Annotated in this window: 11 protein-coding genes and 1 pseudogene; 11 read left to right on the top strand and 1 reads right to left on the bottom strand. The window is 60.9% G+C overall.

Annotation, left to right across the window (positions count from 1 at the left end; all coding sequences use genetic code 11):
- Positions 1-46: 46 nt before the first annotated feature.
- Genes NCT03_RS30555 through gabT form a run of 3 tightly spaced genes read left to right on the top strand, consistent with a single transcriptional unit; the run spans position 47 to position 3,613 of the window.
- Complete coding sequence (locus tag NCT03_RS30555; protein WP_502800445.1) at positions 47-1,504, top strand: NAD-dependent succinate-semialdehyde dehydrogenase; 1,458 nt, start codon at positions 47-49, stop codon at positions 1,502-1,504.
- Positions 1,504-2,253, top strand: coding sequence for a class II aldolase/adducin family protein (locus tag NCT03_RS30550; protein ID WP_250495182.1), 750 nt, complete (start codon positions 1,504-1,506; stop codon positions 2,251-2,253). The genes NCT03_RS30555 and NCT03_RS30550 overlap by 1 nt, the downstream gene beginning before the upstream one ends.
- A 58-nt stretch (positions 2,254-2,311) precedes the next feature.
- Positions 2,312-3,613 (top strand): 4-aminobutyrate--2-oxoglutarate transaminase, encoded by a 1,302-nt coding sequence (gene gabT / locus NCT03_RS30545; protein WP_250495156.1) that lies wholly within the window; start codon positions 2,312-2,314, stop codon positions 3,611-3,613.
- A gap of 75 nt (positions 3,614-3,688) precedes the next feature.
- Here gabT and NCT03_RS30540 read toward each other — a convergent pair.
- Positions 3,689-4,854: pseudogene (locus NCT03_RS30540) on the bottom strand (pyridoxal phosphate-dependent aminotransferase).
- 161 nt (positions 4,855-5,015) lie between these two features.
- Between NCT03_RS30540 and NCT03_RS30535 the strand changes: the two are divergent.
- From NCT03_RS30535 to NCT03_RS30500, 8 genes are all read left to right on the top strand, one after another.
- Positions 5,016-6,551 (top strand): ABC transporter substrate-binding protein, encoded by a 1,536-nt coding sequence (locus NCT03_RS30535; protein ID WP_250495155.1) that lies wholly within the window; start codon positions 5,016-5,018, stop codon positions 6,549-6,551.
- A 20-nt stretch (positions 6,552-6,571) separates the two neighbouring features.
- Positions 6,572-8,119, top strand: a complete 1,548-nt coding sequence (locus tag NCT03_RS30530; RefSeq protein WP_250495181.1) for an acetolactate synthase large subunit — start codon at positions 6,572-6,574, stop codon at positions 8,117-8,119.
- Positions 8,120-8,139: 20 nt separating this feature from the next.
- Positions 8,140-9,576 carry an aldehyde dehydrogenase family protein gene (locus tag NCT03_RS30525; protein WP_250495154.1) on the top strand — a complete coding sequence of 479 codons (1,437 nt, stop codon included), beginning with the start codon at positions 8,140-8,142 and terminating at the stop codon, positions 9,574-9,576.
- Positions 9,577-9,580: 4 nt separating this feature from the next.
- Positions 9,581-10,987 (top strand): amidase, encoded by a 1,407-nt coding sequence (locus tag NCT03_RS30520; RefSeq protein WP_350030190.1) that lies wholly within the window; start codon positions 9,581-9,583, stop codon positions 10,985-10,987.
- A 661-nt stretch (positions 10,988-11,648) separates the two neighbouring features.
- The gene (locus NCT03_RS30515; protein WP_284503530.1) at positions 11,649-13,064 is read left to right on the top strand and encodes an aldehyde dehydrogenase family protein; all 1,416 of its coding nucleotides are present in this window, start codon (positions 11,649-11,651) and stop codon (positions 13,062-13,064) included.
- 220 nt (positions 13,065-13,284) lie between these two features.
- The gene (locus NCT03_RS30510; RefSeq protein WP_250495152.1) at positions 13,285-14,034 is read left to right on the top strand and encodes an electron transfer flavoprotein subunit beta/FixA family protein; all 750 of its coding nucleotides are present in this window, start codon (positions 13,285-13,287) and stop codon (positions 14,032-14,034) included.
- 13 nt (positions 14,035-14,047) lie between these two features.
- A complete protein-coding gene (locus tag NCT03_RS30505) occupies positions 14,048-15,001 on the top strand; it encodes an electron transfer flavoprotein subunit alpha/FixB family protein (protein WP_250495151.1) in 954 nt (317 codons plus the stop codon).
- A gap of 95 nt (positions 15,002-15,096) precedes the next feature.
- Positions 15,097-15,513: a Zn-ribbon domain-containing OB-fold protein gene (locus tag NCT03_RS30500; protein WP_250495150.1), complete on the top strand. Its 417-nt coding sequence runs from the start codon at positions 15,097-15,099 to the stop codon at positions 15,511-15,513.
- The last annotated feature ends 3 nt before the right edge of the window (positions 15,514-15,516 follow it).

The following is a 15,516-nucleotide window of genomic DNA, read 5'->3' as shown; positions in this document are numbered from 1 at the left end:
TTTCATCCCCGAACTGGAGCTGTTGATGTCGATTGATGTGCTTGCCATGCCCGCGTTGCGCGACCCGTCGCTGTTTCGCGAACAGTCGTTCATCGCCGGCGAATGGACCGCGTCGAACCTTTCCGCGCGGATCGTCGTGACTAACCCGGCCAATGGCCGAACGATCGGCACGGTGCCGCGCGCGACGGTCGATCATGTGCGTGCGTCGATTGATGCCGCGCAACGCGTGTTGCCCGCGTGGTCGAAGAAAACTGGCAAGGAACGCTCGGAAATTATGCGGCGCTGGTACGAACTGATGCTCGAACATCAGGACGATCTCGCGACGTTGATGACCTGCGAGCAGGGCAAACCGCTCGCGGAAAGCCACGGCGAAATCGTCTATGCGGCCTCGTTCATCGAGTGGTTCGCCGAAGAAGCGAAGCGAGTCTACGGCGACACGATTCCCGCTCCGGCCGGCGATCGCCGCATCGTCGTCATCAAGCAGCCGATCGGTGTATGCGCGGCGATCACGCCGTGGAATTTTCCAGCCGCAATGCTGACGCGCAAGATTGGCCCAGCGCTTGCCGCTGGTTGCACGATGGTGCTCAAGCCGGCAAGCCAGACGCCATTCTCGGCGCTCGCGCTATGTGTGCTGGCCGAACGCGCGGGCGTGCCGCGCGGTGTGCTGTCGTGTGTAACAGGCAATGCGGCGCTGATCGGCGACGAGTTGTGCCGCAACCCAGTCGTCAGGAAGCTTTCGTTCACCGGCTCGACTGAGATTGGCAAGCTGCTGCTGGAAAAATGCGCGGGCACCGTCAAGAAGACGTCAATGGAGTTGGGCGGAAACGCGCCTTTCATCGTGTTCGACGATGCAGATCTTGATGCAGCCGTGAACGGCGCGATCACGTCTAAGTTCCGCAATGCGGGACAGACCTGCGTCTGTGTGAACCGCTTCCTCGTGCAGGACGGCGTGCACGACGCGTTCGTCGGCAAGCTGGCGAAAGCGATCACACAATTAAAGGTCGGCAACGGTCTAGACGGCGACACGAAGGTCGGTCCGCTGATTGACGACAAGGCCGTGGCGAAGGCGCGGGAGCACATCGACGACGCGCTCGCGCGCGGCGGCAGGCTGATGGTGGGTGGCGAAGCAGATGCGTATGGCGCAAACTTCTTCCAGCCGACGCTACTGACCGGCGCGACGCCCGACATGAAGATTTTCCGCGAAGAGACTTTCGGACCGGTCGCACCGATTTTCCGCTTCTCGACCGAGGAAGAAGCGATCCGTTTGGCAAACGACACCGAATTTGGCCTTGCGTCGTACTTCTACGGTCGCGACATCGGGCGCATCTGGCGCGTTGCTGAGGCGCTCGAATACGGCATGGTCGGCATCAATGAAGGGCTAATCTCGACCGAAGTTGCGCCGTTCGGGGGCATCAAGGAGAGCGGACTCGGGCGCGAAGGTTCAAAGTACGGCATCGATGATTACCTTGAGCTGAAATACTTGTGCATGGGCGGTGTTGCTTGATCGCCGCACTGGAGCGAAGAGCACGCGAAGACCTGGCCGCAGCCTATCGGTTAATCGCACATTTTGGTCTCGACGACGGCATTGATACGCACATTTCGGCGCGCGTTCCTGGCACACGTGACCAGTTTCTGATCAATCCGTATGGCCTGCTGTTCCGCGAGATCACCGCGTCGTCGCTGGTGAAAATCGATACGGAAGGACGCATCGTCGAGCCGACTAATCACGTCGTAAATCCCGCTGGCTTCGTGATTCACAGTGCAATCCATCAGGCACGCCATGACGCCGAATGTGTCGCGCACACGCATACGGTGGCTGGAGTCGCGGTGGCGTCGCTAGCGTGCGGCTTACAGCCGTTCAACCAGTGGGCGTTGCAGTTTTATCGACGCATCGCGTATCACGCGTTTGAAGGCATCGCTGTCAATCTCGCCGAGCGCGAGCGGCTGGTCGCCGATCTGGGCGCACACACCGCGATGATCCTGCGCAATCATGGTCTGCTGACGTGCGGTGGATCGATCGCCGAAGCGGTCATCCTGATGCTCAACCTTGATCGCGCGTGCCGCGTGCAACTTGCGATTCAAGCGACCGGCGAGCGTGCGTGGCCGCTTAGCGACGCCGTCTGCGAACTGACCGCCGGCCAGTATAAGGAGTGGGAGCGCACGTCGCACGCTGCCAGCGACGATCCCTATCGACGCGAGTGGAATGCGCATCTGCGACGCCTAGCGCCGACTACGGCGTCGTATCTCGACTGACTTTTCTTCCGGCGGTTCATCGGCCATGAGCCGTCGCCATCATCAAGGAATCAGCGCCATGAATAACAGCGAATTCGTACAACGCAAGGAAGCCGCCACGCCGCGCGGCGTCGGCGTAATGTGTCCGTTCCATATCGATCGCGCGCAGAACGCCGAATTGTGGGACGTCGAAGGCAATCGCTATCTCGACTTCGCAGCGGGAATTGCGGTGCTCAATACGGGGCATCGTCATCCGAGGGTCATCAATGCAGTGCGCGAACAACTCGATCGCTTCACACATACCTGCTATCAGGTCGTGCCATACGCGTCGTACGTTGAACTCGCGGAAACGCTGAATGCGCGCGTGCCCGGTGACTTCGACAAGAAGACCGCGCTGTTTAGCACCGGCGCGGAAGCCGTGGAAAACGCGATAAAGGTCGCGCGCGCGGCGACCGGGCGGCCCGCTGTGATCGCGTTCGGCGGCAGTTTTCATGGCCGCACGATGATGGGCATGGCGCTGACCGGCAAGGTCGCGCCGTACAAGCTCGGCTTCGGCCCGTTCCCGTCAGAGGTTTTTCATGCGCCGTTTCCGAGCGCATTGGCCGGCGTGGGCACCGACGACGCGCTCGCGGCGGTGCACGCGCTCTTCAGAATGGACGTAGAGCCGCAGCGCGTCGCCGCGATTATCTTCGAGCCGGTGCAGGGCGAGGGCGGCTTCAATCCCGCGCCCGCCGACTTCGTGCGCGGCCTGCGCGCGATCTGCGATCAGTACGGCATTTTGCTGATCGCCGATGAAGTGCAAACCGGCTTCGCGCGCACCGGCAAGCTGCTCGCGATGGAACACCACGATGTGTGCGCCGACATCACAACGATGGCGAAAAGTCTCGCGGGCGGTTTTCCTCTGTCGGCGGTCACCGGACGCAAGGATCTGATGGACGCCGCCGCGCCAGGCGGTTTGGGCGGCACGTACGCAGGCAATCCGTTGGCGGTCGCGGCCGCGCTGGCCGTGATACGCGTAATCGACGAAGAGCGGCTTTGCGAGCGTGCGACCGTGCTCGGCGATCGCCTGAAGGCGCATCTGCACGCGCTGCGCGAAACCGTGCCGCAACTGGCCGACGTGCGCGGTCCCGGCGCGATGATCGCGGCGGAATTTAGCGATCCGCAAACGCGCAAGCCGGACGCGGCGTTCGTTAGGCGCGTGCAGACGCTCGCGCTCGAACGCGGGCTGATCCTGCTAACCTGCGGCGTGAATGCTAATGCGATCCGCTTCCTGTTTCCACTGACGATCGGGGATGCGCAGTTCGCCGAAGGGCTTGTGATTCTGGCGGACGTGATGCGAGAAGCGGCGACGCAACGCGAAGCGCTAGCGCTTCAACACTAGCCGACACGCGAGCGGGCCCCGACAGCCCGCTCTTTGCGAGAGATCGGCGTCTCGCAAATCGACGCCCGTGCAACTTCAACGGCGCGCGAAATCCGCGATGCGATCGCAGGCTTGGATCAGACGCGGCTCCTCGACTACCAGTCCGAGCCGCACGAAGCCCTTTGCCGTTTCGCCGAATAGGCTCGCGTCCAGCAGTGAGACGCCTTTCTCGAGGAACAGCTGCCACGTGAAGTCGTGCGTGCAAAGCCCCGTTGCGCGCACGTCGATCATCATGAACATGCCCGCTTCGGGCAGCAAGCAACGCAGTGTGTCAACCGCCTTCAGCCGTTCGAACGCTGCATCGCGACGTCGACGGTAGGTGTCACGCATCTGCGCTACGACGGCTTTGCGGTCTTCGAGCGCGGCAAGACCCGCTTGCTGGATGAAGCCGGGCAAACCGTACAGCATGCACAACGCGAGCCTACCCAGATGGCCTATCGCGGTTTCCGGCCCGATGATCCAGCCCAGCCGCCAGCCGGTCATCGCGTGCGACTTCGAAAAACTGCCGATAGTCAGCGTGCGCTCCGCCATGCCGTCGAGCGACGCGATGCCCACGTGGTCGCGTTCGAAGGTCAGGTCCGCGTACACCTCGTCGGAGATGACCCATAGGTTGTTTGCGCGCGCAAATTCCGCGATCCGCTCCAATGCTTACGTGGGATCACGACGCCCGTAGGATTGCACGGCGTCGCGAAGAAGATAGCGCGCGTACGCGGCGTCACGGCGGCGTCGAGCGCATCGCAATCGAGATGAAAGCCATTGGCCGCATCGACGGGAACAGGGATGAGCGTGGCGCCGGATGCGCGGACCGCGGCTTCATAGGTTAGGTACATCGGCTCGGGCACCAGCACTTCGTCGCCCGACTCGCACAGGCAAAGCGACGACGCGAACAGGGCGTTCTGCGCGCCTGCGCAGACGAAAACGTTGGCTCGGGTAATCGCGCGGCCGGTGTCCTCGAAATGCGCTGCGGCGATGGCGTCGCGCAGATTGTCGCGGCCGCTGACGCCGCTGTAGTGTGTATCACCTTCGCGCAGCGCCGCAATCGCGCGATCGACGATCGGCGCTGGGGTTGCGAAATCGGGATCGCCGACGCTTAGCACGATCACGTCCTCGCCGCGCGCGGCCGCGGCTTTCGCAGCCGTATGGATGTCCCATGCCGAAGTGCGCTCGCCCTGCAGTCGCTCGACCAAATTGGCATATCTCAAGTTAGGCGTCTCCGTCCGACGGGCGGGGACTGTCGTCGTCATAAGCGCACTGGCATCCCCGATAACCCGAAACCTTTTTGAAATTCACTTGATTGTCCGACAGAATACCATCATTCTACATTCCGTCTGTTTAAGAAGCGAACGTTTAAAGGAGGCAGTGCATGCGTCGCCGAACTTTCCTTGGGGCGGTTCCCGCAGTCGCCGGACACATGGTTCTAATGAATGCGTCGCATGCGGCGTTACCCGACAAACCGGTCTACGGCGGCCAGCTGCGCGTCGCATACGAATCGGACACGAAAACGCTCGACCCAGCGTTCTCGGTGAACTGGGCCGAGCGCCAGCCGCTGTACCTGATCTTCAACACGCTGCTGTCAATCAACAGGGACGCGTCGATCGGACCGGAACTTGCCGAACGCTGGGACATACTGGATGGCGGCAAGCGCTTGATTCTGCACTTGCGGCGGAACGTGCGCTTCCACGACGACACGCCATTCGACGCTGCCGCTGTCAAGTTCAATCTCGACCGGCTGCTCGATCCCGCGACCGGTTCGCCACTGCGCAGCGGCCTGAGCGCGGTCGTCGAAACAACCACGGTCAACGATCCTTCGACAGTCACGCTGCAACTCAAATCGCCAAGTCCGGCGCTGCTCGGCATGCTTGCGCAACGCGAAGGCTTCATGGCCTCGCCTGCGGCTGTGCGCAAGAGCGGCAAGGATTTTGCGACGCGTCCGGTCGGCACCGGGCCGTTCGTGTTTCAGCAATGGACGCCAGGCAATTCGCTATCGGTGGCGGAGAACCCGCGCTATTGGGAGCCGGGCAAGCCGTATCTTGACAGCGTCGTCTTCAGCGATATCGGGAATGTGGTGGTCGGCATCCAGCGGTTGCGCACCGGCGAGGCGGATTACGTGTCTGCGCTTTCGCCGATCGACATCCGTCAGTTGCAGAATCGCCCGGAGATCAAGCTTGATCGCGGTCCTGCAAGCCGCTGGTACGCAATGCAATGGCAGGTCGATCGTGCGCCGTTCAACAATTTCGCGCTGCGCCAAGCGATCGCGCACGCGCTCGATCGTAAGCGCATGGTCGACATCTTGATGAGCGGTAACGTGCCACTGGCCGAGTCCATTGCGCCGCCCGGCGCGTGGTGGTTCGATCCGTCGCTGCATTCGTATCCTTACGATCCGGCGAAGTCGATGGCGTTGCTCGCGCAGGCGAGTCTCACGAATCTGCAATTGACGCTCGCGACCCCCGACATCATTGAAATGCAGCAGATCAACCAGTTGGTGCAGGAGCAGTTAAGAGCTGTCGGCATTGCGGTGCGGCTTGATCCGGTTGCGCAAAGCGACTGGTATCCGCGCGTGGTTCAAGGCGCGATCAATTTCAGTCCGATGCGCTGGGCTCAGCGCCCCGATCCCGACGGGTTGATGTCGCTGCTCTTCGCAAGCAACGGCGCGCAGAACTCGACGAAGTACCGCAACCCGGAAGTCGACCGGCTCTTCGAGCAGGGCCGCAGCACTACCGATCAAGCCGCGCGCGCGGCCACCTACAAACAAATTGAAGCGATCCTTACGCATGACCTGCCGTACGTCCCACTTTTCTTCTCCGTCGAATACGCGGCGATGCGAAGCGTCGTGCAGAACCATGTGTGGATCCCCGATGAAATTCCGCGCTTTCGCGATGTCTGGAAGACCACTGCATGAACTCACCTGAAACGCAGGATCTGAACGGCGCGGAAAGCCTCGTTCGCACGTTGCTTGGCTGTTCGGTCGATACGTGCTTCGCCAATCCGGGCACGAGCGAAATGCATTTCGTCGGCGCGCTCGACCGAATTACGGGCATGCGCTGCGTGCTCGGCCTGCACGAGAACGTCGTGACTGGCATGGCCGATGGCTACTACCGCATCGCCCGCAAACCCGCGAGCACGCTACTGCACTGCGGCCCGGGATTCGCGAATGGCATCGCAAATCTGCACAACGCGCGGCGCGCGCGCTCAGGCATCGTCAACATCGTCGGCGACCAGGCCACTTATCACCGCCCGTTCGACGCGCCGCTGACCGCCGACACCGAAGGCCTCGCGCGTACCGTGTCGCACTGGCTACGCACGTCGTCGGACGCCGCCGAAGTCGGCCGCGACGCCGCCGCCGCTGTGCAGGCGGCGCGCGCGGCCGTCGGCCAGATCGCGACGCTGATCCTGCCCGCCGATCTGTCGTGGAGCGCGGGCGGCCGCATCGGCGAGCCGCTGCCGGACCTGCGCGCCCCCGCCGTCGATCCGCACGCGGTGCACAACGTCGCGCGCGTGTTGCGCTCGGGCGCGGACGTGCTGCTCCTGCTTGCAGATCAGGCCGTGCTCGCGCCTTCGCAACGGCTCGCATGGCGCATCGCGCAGGCGACCGGCGCGAGCCTGCTCGCGAGCAACACAAACGCGCACATGGCCCGCGGGCGCGGGCGCGTGCCGCTCGAACGCGTGCCGTACGACACCGCTCAAGCGATCGACGCGCTGCGCCGTTACAAGCACATCGTGCTGGTCAACGCAGCGACGCCGGTTGGCTTCTTCGCGTATCCCGGCAAGCCGTCACTGCAGATCGCGCCTGGCACGCAGATCCACGTGTTGTCGCGGCCGGATCAGGATGCGCAGGATGCGTTGCACGCGCTCGTCGACGAACTGAATGCGCCGCACGCCGGATTGCCCGAAGCGCGCGTCGCAGTGCGTCCGCAACCGGGCGAAGGCGAACCGACACCCGAGGGTCTCGCTCGCACGCTCGCGGCGCTGATGCCCGACGACGCGATCGTGTCGAACGAAAGCCTCACATTCGGCCGCGCGTTGCACGGTCCGACGCATGCAGCGCCCGCGCACGACTGGCTTAACCTCGCGGGCGGCGCGATCGGCGATGGCTTGCCGGTCGCGACCGGCGCGGCACTCGCATCACAGGGACAGCGCCGCGTGATCAGCCTGCAGGCGGACGGCTCGGCGATGTACTCGCTGCAGGCGCTTTGGACGCAGGCGCGCGAGCAACTGCCGTGCACGACGATTCTGCTGAACAACCGCAAGTACAACATTCTGATCGGCGAATATCGCAACGTCGGCGCAACGCCGGGACAGACCGCAATGAGCATGCTCGATCTGTCTAATCCCGGTCTCGACTGGGTCAAGCTCGCGAACGGCCTCGGCGTGGAAGCCGCGCGCGCGACGTCGCTCGAAGCGTGCGCCGATCTAATGCGGCAGAGCTTCGCGCAGGGCGGGCCATTCCTTATTGAATTGGTCATCTGAACATCCGCAGGGAGAGTGAGATGCTCGACAAGAAACGCTTTTACATCGACGGCCAATGGATCGCGCCAGCTGGCGCGCGAGAACTCGCCGTCATCGATCCGTCGACGGAACTGCCGTGCGCGGTCATCTCGCTCGGTTGCAAGCGCGACGCCGACAGCGCGATCGCCGCCGCTTCCGCTGCGTTCGATGGCTGGTCGCAGACGCCGCCCGCCGCACGCGCCGAGGCGGTAAAACGCATGCTTGCGATCTACGAACGCCGCGCGCCCGAGATGGCCGAGGCGATCGCAACGGAAATGGGCGCGCCGATCGACATGGCGCTGCAAAAGCAGGTGGGCGCAGGATACTGGCACATCTGTAACTTTCTGTCGGCGTTCGAGAATTTCACATTTGAGCGGCCGTTGAGCGCGAGCGCGCCGAACGACCGCATCGTGATGGACCCGATCGGCGTTGTGGGACTGATTACGCCGTGGAACTGGCCGATGAACCAAGTGACCCTGAAGGTCGTTCCAGCGTTGCTCGCTGGATGCACGATGGTGCTCAAACCATCGGAAATCGCGCCGCTTTCATCAATGCTGTTTGCAGAAATGATCGACGAGGCAAGGTTTCCGGCAGGTGTATTCAACCTCGTCAACGGCGATGGCGCGGGAGTCGGCACACGGCTCTCGACGCATCCCGATGTCGCGATGATCAGCTTTACCGGATCGACCCGCGCGGGCGTCGCGATTTCCGAAGCTGCAGCGCCAACGCTTAAAAAGGTCGTGCTCGAGCTCGGCGGTAAGGGCGCAAATGTAATCTTCGCGGACAGTGACACTGATGCGGTCAAACGCGGTGTGCTGAAGTGCTTCGGCAATACGGGGCAAAGCTGCAATGCGCCAACGCGGATGCTGGTCGAGCGAAGCATGTACGAACGCGCAATCGACAAAGCGCGTCGTTGCGCAGAAGCGGTGACGGTCGATTCCGCGCATCGCGCGGGACCACATCTCGGACCACTCGCTTCCGACGCGCAGTTCCAGCGGGTGCAGAAAATGATCGCTGAGGGTATCGACGAAGGCGCGCGCGTCGTGACCGGTGGGCTCGGCCGGCCCGCACCGCACGAACGCGGCTACTTCGTCCGCCCGACGATCTTCGCCGACGTCACGCCAGACATGTCCATTACGCGCGAGGAAATTTTTGGCCCGGTACTGTGTATGGCGCCGTTTGACACCGAAGAACATGCGATTGCAATCGCTAACAACACGCCGTACGGTCTCGCCAACTATGTGCAGTCTGGGGATTGGCGACGCGCCGCACGTGTGGCAAAGCGGCTGCGCTCCGGAATGGTCGAGATCAACGGCTCGGCGGCCGCAGCGGGCTCGCCGTTCGGCGGCGTGAAGGCGTCGGGACGGGCGCGTGAAGGCGGTGTATGGGGCATCGAAGAGTTTCTCGACATGAAAGCCGTTGCAGGCTGGCGAGTGTGATCGGATGCCAAACATTGCCGATCTCGATTCGCTAGACGTAAGCGGCGTGCAGGGGGCGTTCGCAAAAGGACAACTGACGGCGGAGGCGCTGACGCGACGTTGTCTCGCGCGCATCTATGCGCTGAATCCTTCCATCAACGCGCTCATATGGCTTGATCCTTGTGCGCTCGATAACGCGCGAGAGATTGATCGACGGCGGGTGGCGGGGGAGGCACCAGGGCCACTGGCGGGCGTGCCGGTCGTCATCAAGGACACGATTGATGTCGCTGGTGCGCCGACCACAGCCGGATGGTCACTGCTATGTGGCAAGGCGGGCGGCATCAACCTCATTCCATTGAGGGACGCGCCGGTGGTCGCCCGGTTGCGCGCGGCGGGGGCTGTCTTGATCGGCAAAACCAACGTGCCGGTGCTGAGTCACTCGGGCACAAACGCGAACGATAGCTGGGCGGGACCGACACGCAACGCGGTTATGCCGGATCGCGCGCCGGGAGGCAGCAGCGCTGGAAGTGCGTCAGCGGTGGCGGCATCAATGGCGGTGCTTGCGCTCGGCGAGGAAACCGGCGGCTCCATTCAGAATCCGGCGTCGGCGCAGGATCTCGTCGGCATCAAACCGACGCTTGGTCTGGTGGCAAATTCAGGAGTGTTCCCTATGTCAAGTAACCGCGACGTCGTTGGCCCAATCGCGCGGACGGTGCGCGACGCGGCGTGCTGTCTCGACGCGATCGCAGGCTATGCATCCGACGATGTGAAAACGCTGGCGAGCGTCGGATACATTCCCCTCGGCGGTTACGCGGCCGGTTTGCACGCCGATGCATTGATGGGCAAACGAATTGGTCTCTACGGTCCCGGCTGGCGCGCGCAACCGCTTTCCGAAGAAGCTAATGAGCTTTACTCGCGAGCGCAGCATGAGTTGCGCATCGCAGGTGCAGTTTTGGTCGACGATCCGTTTGCGGGATCAGGATTTGCCGACCTTCGTCAGCCGACGCCCCCGTCGCTGAATTTCGACGCACGTGGGCTGGAGTCGATCCCCTACGACATCGAAAGTTATTTACGCCACCTCGGGCCAAACGCAGCTCTAAGAACTTTCGCTGACTTTTCTCGTGCAACCGCGTCACAGGACCCATTTGGCGCAGCAGGATTACTCGCGGCGCTGCATAACTTGCCTCAATTCGCCGGTGCTCTTGCGTGCCCTTCAGCACCACCGGACTTGTCAGACTTCATTGCGCTAAAGGCGAAGTACCTGCGTCTTTTCGACAATGTGATATCCGCGCATCGTCTTGACGCATTGGTCTTTCCGCAGATGCGCTATGAGTTGCCCTTGCTGCATGCCGACGACACAATTAAGGGAACTACAGTCGGCGAGATCAACATCGCCGGGTTACCGGCCGTTACAGTGCCAGCAGGGTATTAGGTTTCGGGCGCACCCTTCGCGTTGATAGTCGTCGGACCAATGTGGAGTGAGGCGTCGCTGCTAAACATTGCATATGCGTATGAACAGGCGACGGCATATCGGAAACGGCAGAGGCTTATTTGCCGGGTGTAGTCCAAGGGCTTTGCGCAGCCCGTCGATGCTGCCATGACTGCGCAAGCACTTTGCAACGCCCTGCGTTAGCAAGCAGCGCTGAAAGAAGAGGTCATTGAGCTGACGTCCCCGGTTTTCTTTCGCCGCTCTTCGATGTCAACCTCAAGATTGACTTACAAGCGCAGTCCCGCACGGACGCCGACAAGATCTTATAAGACATCTGCGACGGTGCACCAAAAGCCATGAGGCTAGGTAGAGGGGGAGCCAAATTTGACTTTCGAGTGTCTTTTTCGACGACAGATGTCCACAACGTGTACGACGCGACGACCGATCGAGACGCACGGAAGGCCGTTAGACAGGGTGTAGGTTGCCAGCCAAGATTGGCATCGAAAATGCTTTGGATTGTGGGCTGCCGTTTTGCAGATCGCAACTCAAAGGAGACCGACCAATGTCCCATGCTTCGCCCCCGTCAGCATCTGTAAGTGAATCCGCAATTAGCGCGGGCCACCGTAAAGCGCTGGAGTGGCTTGAATCCTCCGCTACGAAGAGGATGTTGATCGGCGGGAAATGGATCGATGCAGTCTCGGGCAAGACCTTCGAGACAATCAACCCGTCCACCGAAAAAACCCTAACTCGCGTTGCGGAAGCGGAAGCAGCTGACATCGACGCTGCGGTAGTTGCCGCGCGCAGCGCCTTCGAAGCACCGTCATGGTCGGGTATCTCTCCACATGTCCGTACGCGCTATCTGCTCAAGATCGCAGAGGCGGTCGATCGGCATGTGGACGAACTCGCTGTACTCGAGACGCTTGACAACGGCATGCCGCTCGCAAGCAGTACCGCGCGTGCGACCCAAGTGGCCGAGATCTTTCGATACTACGCGGGATGGCCAACCAAGATGTTTGGTACCACCAACCCTACGGACAGTGAACGCTTCATCTACATGCTGCGGGAGCCGATGGGCGTATGCGGGCTGATCAACGCGTGGAATGTTCCGCTGGTGATGGCTGCAATGAAGATTGCGCCGGCTTTGGCCTGCGGAAACACGGCTGTACTTAAGCCTGCTGAACAGACTCCTCTGACCACTTTGCGCCTCGCCGAGCTTATCGAAGAAGTGGGACTTCCGAAAGGAGTGTTGAACATTGTTCCTGGCTTTGGTGCGGCGGCGGGAGCAGCGCTGGTGTCGCATCCCGGTGTCGATAAGATCGCCTTCACGGGTTCGACGCTCATCGGCAAACAGATACTTCAGGCGTCCGCCGGCAACATGAAGAAGGTCACGCTAGAACTCGGTGGGAAATCTCCCAACATTATTTTTCCGGACGCCGACCTTGAGAAGGCTCTGGCGACAGCCGTTGCTACGTTCTGCGGCAATTCGGGCCAAATCTGTTCGGCCGGCACGCGGCTCTTCGTCCACGAAAGCATGCACGACGAAGTCACGGAGCGTGTGGCGAAAATTGCCGCGACCTACAAGGTTGGCTCGCCCTTCGAACCCGACACGAAGCTTGGACCGCTGATCTCAGCCAAGCAGATGGAAAGGGTGTTGTCGTATGTGAAGGCCGGAACGGAAGAGGGTGCAAGCCTAAAACTGGGCGGCGACCGTGTCGGTAACCAAGGCTATTTCGTACAGCCGACCATTTTCAGCTCTGTCTCCAACGACATGAAAATCGCGCGCGAGGAAATCTTCGGGCCCGTGCTATCGATCATTCCGTTTAAGGACGAACACGATGCTGTCTTTAAGGGGAACGATACCGAATATGGCCTCGCCTCAGCCGTCTGGACGCGCGATATCGGTCGGGCGCACCGAGTAGCGCGCGCGCTCAAGGCGGGCCGCGTATGGATTAATACCTACGCGGAAGCAGACCCAGTAATGTCCATGGGCGGCTACAAACAGTCAGGGTTCGGGCGTGAAATGGGAGCGGAGTCTATCGAGGCCTATACGCAGACGAAGTCAGTTTATATGCGCCTGTAGCAATAAATTGTTTGCTTTACGACGCCTTGTCGGGGGCAGGGTGTACGAGCCCCATGTAGTACGCCTATACGACTCGTCTATGGCTGCAATGCTACTCCTTAGTAGGAAGCGAAGCTAGCCCACTAGTGATCAGCTGGAAGAAAAGCTGTCGTGGCTAGAATTTGCCCTCGCGACCGACGATGCGCAATCTTCCGCGCTCGATCAATCTCAAGGAATGAAGATGAAGGTTTTGGTGTCAGTAAAAAGAGTGGTCGATCCAAATATCAAGGTTAAAGTCAGATCTGACAATCTTGCCGTCGATACCGCCAATCTGAAGATGGCTATGAATCCGTTCGACGAGATTGCGGTGGAAGAGTGTGTCCGCTTAAAGGAAGCCGGCAAGGTCACGGAGATTATTGCAGTGAGCTGCGGCACCGCTCAAAGCCAGGAAGTCTTGCGGACCGCGTTGGCTATCGGTGCGGACCGTGCGATTCTGATCGAGTCGGCCGAAGAGCTTCAACCACTTGCAGTGGCGAAGCTGCTCAAGGGATTGTTCGAGAAGGAGCGGCCGCAGCTCGTGTTCCTAGGTAAGCAAGCTATCGATGACGATTGCAATCAGACGGGGCAGATGTTGGCCGCTCTTCTTGACCTTCCACAAGCGACCTTCGCCTCCGCGGTAACGGTCGCGAACGGAATGGCAAGTGTGACGCGCGAGGTAGATGGCGGCTTGGAAACGCTTGAAGTAAGCCTGCCGGCAATCATTACTACCGATCTTCGGCTTAACGAGCCCAGATATGTAACGTTGCCGAGCATCATGAAGGCCAAGAAAAAGCCTTTGGAGAAGATGCAGCCAGATGATCTTGATGTGGACGTCACGCCACGTATTAGAACGATCAAAATCGGCGAGCCTCCAACGCGCAGTGCAGGCGTCATCGTCCCTAACGTCGCGACACTCATCGAGAAGCTGAGAGGCGAAGCAAAAGTTATTTAGAACAGAGACTAACATGACCATCTTAGTGATAGCGGAGCACGACAATGTCGAGCTCAGGCGCGCAACCTTCAGCGTCGTGAAGGCGGCGGCAATGATCGCCACGTTTGCCGACCATGACGTTCACATTTTGCTTGCTGGACATCAAGTGCAAGGTGTCGCGGATGCTGCCGCGAAGATTGGCGGTGTGTCGAAGGTGCTGGTCGCCGATGCCCCGGCACTCGAGGCGTCGCTGGCCGAAAACGTAGAGGCCACCGTCTTACAGATTGCGCCGAACTATACGCACATCCTTCTGCCGGCGACGTCGTTCGGCAAAAACGTGGCGCCACGCATCGCGGCGAAGCTTGATGTCGCACAAGTCAGCGATATAACGGGCGTAGTGAGTGCGGACACATTTGAGCGGCCTATCTACGCGGGTAGCGCGGTTGCTACCGTGCAGTCGCTGGATTCGGTCAAAGTGGTCACGGTACGTCCGACAGCGTTCGAAGCAACGAGTTCGGAAGGCGGCCTCGCGCCTTTGGAGCTCATCGGTTCTATCGACGCAAAGAGTTCTCGGTTTGTGTCTCGCGAGGAGAGCAAGTCGGACCGGCCTGAACTCATCGGCGCGGACATCGTGGTGTCGGGTGGTCGAGGGCTTGGCAGCGCGGAAAACTACGAGCAATTGCTTGCGCCACTCGCCGACAGGCTGGGCGCAGCACTTGGTGCTTCCCGGGCCGCTGTCGATGCCGGCTTCGTGCCAAACGACTTTCAAGTCGGTCAGACCGGAAAAATTGTTGCACCGCAGCTCTATTTGGCCTTCGGCATTTCAGGGGCAATACAGCATCTGGCCGGGATGAAGGATTCGAAAGTCGTCGTCGCCATTAATAAGGATCCTGACGCACCGATTTTTGGCGTCGCGGACTATGGGCTCGTCGGCGATTTGTTCACAGTCATTCCCGAGATGGTCGGTCTGCTGAATCGTAATGCTTAAGTACGTCCGCGTTCGATGAGTCCGGCGCAGGCACCTCCACCGAGCTAATTCGCGGCAAAGCTGGTCTTCTACCGCTAACGCAAAAAGAGAAAACTATGGAAAACGCTCCGCCCTTGCCGGCGCCGACAGCGAATGCCGATTCGCAGGTGTACTGGAATGCTGCGCGCGAGCGCAGGCTCGTCATCCGCAAGTGTGCCGCGTGCAAGACCCTTCACTTCATGCCTCGCTATCTTTGTCCTGCGTGCTGGTCCGATGAACTCGAATGGATCGACAGTGAAGGCATGGGACAGGTCCACAGTTACACGATTGTCCGACGCGCGCCCGTCACTGCGTTCGCCGCCCGCACGCCCTATGTTGTTGCATTGATCGAGCTCGATGAAGGCCCCCGGATGATGGCAAACATCATTGGCAACGACGCGCTGTTGGTTCGCATCGGCGATCGTGTCTGCGTCACGTTCGAAGAACGCGAGGAGGGCGCCATGGTCCCGCAATTCAATCGCGTAGTCGCATGAGGA

It is taken from the genome of Caballeronia sp. GAWG1-1 (genome assembly GCF_023631465.1).
Classification (GTDB): Bacteria; Pseudomonadota; Gammaproteobacteria; order Burkholderiales; family Burkholderiaceae; genus Caballeronia.
This window is presented reverse-complemented; position numbering and strand designations above follow the sequence as displayed.